Source organism: Acidaminococcales bacterium (assembly GCA_031290885.1).
GTDB lineage: Bacteria > Bacillota > Negativicutes > Acidaminococcales > JAISLQ01 > JAISLQ01.
Map to the genome: position 1 here is coordinate 1 of JAISLQ010000017.1, position 2,561 is coordinate 2,561.

3 protein-coding genes are annotated in these 2,561 nt (G+C 54.7%); all 3 read right to left on the reverse strand.

Going from position 1 to position 2,561, the window contains the following annotated elements; all coding sequences use genetic code 11:
- On the reverse strand, positions 1 to 1,141 hold a 1,141-nt coding region (gene ispH / locus LBO03_02390), incomplete at its 3' end, for a 4-hydroxy-3-methylbut-2-enyl diphosphate reductase (protein MDR3348449.1).
- Between the two features lie 108 nt (positions 1,142 to 1,249).
- Positions 1,250 to 1,855 carry a 1-acyl-sn-glycerol-3-phosphate acyltransferase gene (locus LBO03_02395; GenBank protein ID MDR3348450.1) on the reverse strand — a complete coding sequence of 202 codons (606 nt, stop codon included), beginning with the start codon at positions 1,853 to 1,855 and terminating at the stop codon, positions 1,250 to 1,252.
- Positions 1,845 to 2,534, reverse strand: coding sequence for a (d)CMP kinase (gene cmk, locus LBO03_02400; protein ID MDR3348451.1), 690 nt, complete (start codon positions 2,532 to 2,534; stop codon positions 1,845 to 1,847). The genes LBO03_02395 and cmk overlap by 11 nt, the downstream gene beginning before the upstream one ends.
- Positions 2,535 to 2,561 lie beyond the last annotated feature (27 nt).

Genomic DNA, 2,561 nt, shown 5'->3' on the forward strand with positions numbered 1-2,561 from the left:
TTATTTCCTTGTCGGCAAAAACGCCGTTTAATTTTTCGAGCGCCATTTGCGCGTCCGCTTTGATCTTTGACAAAACAACGGCACCGTCTTTGTCCGGATCAAGCGCCATTACGGTTATAACGTCCCCCGGCGCCGCGACAAGGGCCAAGTCGTCCGGCGGATTAAGAGCCATTTCCGCCCTGGGTATTATGCCCTCGCTTTTGTAGTTTATATCGACGAACACCTCGTCTTTGCCTACGCTGACCACCCTGCCCTGCACAATATCGCCCGCGCCAAGAGACAGTTTCTTCTCCCCATCGTTTTGTTCCAGCATTTCTCCCATGTTTTCCATTTTTTTTACGACCTCCTCAATTATCCAATCCGGCGTTGACGCCCCTGCGGTAACGCCAACAATCTTCATATTTAAAAACATATCCTTTGACAACTCCTGCGCTGTTTCAACAAGGATAGTATTTTTACAATGTTTTTCGGCTATTTCTTTGATTTTTTTAGTATTGGCGCTGCCCCTCCCGCCAATTACCACGACCGCGTCAACTTGCCGCGCCAGTTCTGCGGCGGCGTCTTGCCTTTCCCGCGTCGCCGGGCATATTGTCCTGACGATTTTATGTTCTGCGGCTTTTTGCGCCACAAGAGCGCTCAATTCAGCAAACAGCCCTTCCGTGCAGGTGGTTTGGGAAATAACGCCATAGGTGCCTGCTTCAGGCAATTTTTCCGCGTCCGGGACGTTTTGGACGACAACGGCCTCCCCGCCCGCCCAAGCTTTGAGGCCTGCCACTTCCGGATGGGCAGGATCGCCGATAACTACCACGCGCAACGCTTCTTCCGCCAGCTTTCGCGCCGCTGTTTGCGCGGCCTTCACGTGCGGGCAGGTAGCGTCGACAATCTCCAGCTGGCGGCTTTTCGCGACAAGATAACTGTTGGGCGGCTCGCCGTGCGCACGAAATATCACTTTGCTCCCCTCCCGCAGGCCATACAGGGACCCTGCCGTCCGCACGCCCTTTTCCGCAAGCATTTTATTTACTTGCGGATTGTGCGTAAGCTGTCCCAGAACATAAGAGCCGGCGCCGCTATCGGACGCCATCGCCACCGCCCTCTTTACCCCCTGGCAAAAGCCCATTGTTTCAGCCAATATAACCTTCATGCCGTATGCTCCAATCCCCTATGTATGAATACAAAAGAACCCTTAATAATCGCTTGCGGCGGAAAACATCCGGCGCGTTGCCGCAATGGATTACCGCCCCCCTTAAATTTAATCGGGGGTTTTTTGCTTTGCCAGCAAAAGCTGTATTTCCCGCATTATTTGATCCGCCCGTTCCTGCAAAACAGGCTTGTCGGCGGCCTTGTCCGGGAAAAAGAGCGGACGCCCGAAAATCACTTTCAACTTGGGAAACGGCGTCTTTAAACCGATTTTTTCCGTCCCTGACAGCGCCGCCGGTATGACGGGCGACCCCGCGCGCCCGGCAAGGGCGGCGACTCCGGGCCCTGCTTGTCCTAAAACTCCGCCCCGGCCGCGCGTGCCTTCGGGAAACATTCCCAAAACGCGCCCTTCGCCCAATATTGTCAGGGCGGTTTTTACCGCCGCTCGGTCGGACATGCCCCTTTTCACCGGGAAAGCCCCTAATTTCTTTATGATGAGCGCAAACAAGGGATTGGCGAAAAGTTCGCTTTTAGCCATGAAACATACCTGACGCTTGCGGCAGGCCACCCCGAGCGTCGGCGGGTCAAGCAGGCTGACATGGTTGCCGGCGATGATCGCCGCGCCTTTTTCCGGTATGTTCTCCGCTCCGACTACTGTCAGACGGAAAAATACAATGTATATTATGTTCAGAAAAAACCGCAGTATGCTATAAAACACTTTTCTTTGTTTTTCCTTTTGTCTTTGCCAAATCCACTATCAAGTCAACTGTCTGGGCAATGCTCAATTTGCTGGAATCGATCTCCACGGCATCGCCGGCCTTTTTCAGCGGGGCGATCGCCCTTTCGCTGTCGGCTTTGTCGCGGGCGTCCATTTCTTTTTGCAGTTCTTTAAGCTCGGCCGCCTGCCCGCCGGCGACGAGCTCTATATAGCGCCGCCGCGCCCTTTCCGCGCTGTTGGCGGTCAAAAATACTTTCACTTGGGCGGCGGGAAAGATGCAGGTGCCGACATCGCGCCCGTCCATTACCACATTGCCTTTCCTGCCCAAGTCGCGCTGCTTGACCAGCATGGCGGCGCGCACGCCCGGCAAGGCCGACACAAACGATGCTTTATTGGATACTTCCGTTGTCCTTATGTCGCCGGTAATCTCCCCGCCTTCCATAAAAACCCTGTTGATTTCGCCTTCGGGACGGAAAGAAATATTTATGTCCTCCGCTATTTTTTCGATAGCCGCCGGATCGCCGATCACGCCGGCGCGGATGGCTTTCAGGGCAACGGCGCGGTACATGGCGCCGGTGTCGATATATATAAATCCCAGCCGCGCGGCGACAAGTTTAGCGACCGTGCTTTTGCCGGCGCCCGCCGGCCCGTCTATGGCAATGACAAGGTTGTTGTCCAAAATCGCGCCCTTCCCTCAATGCTTATT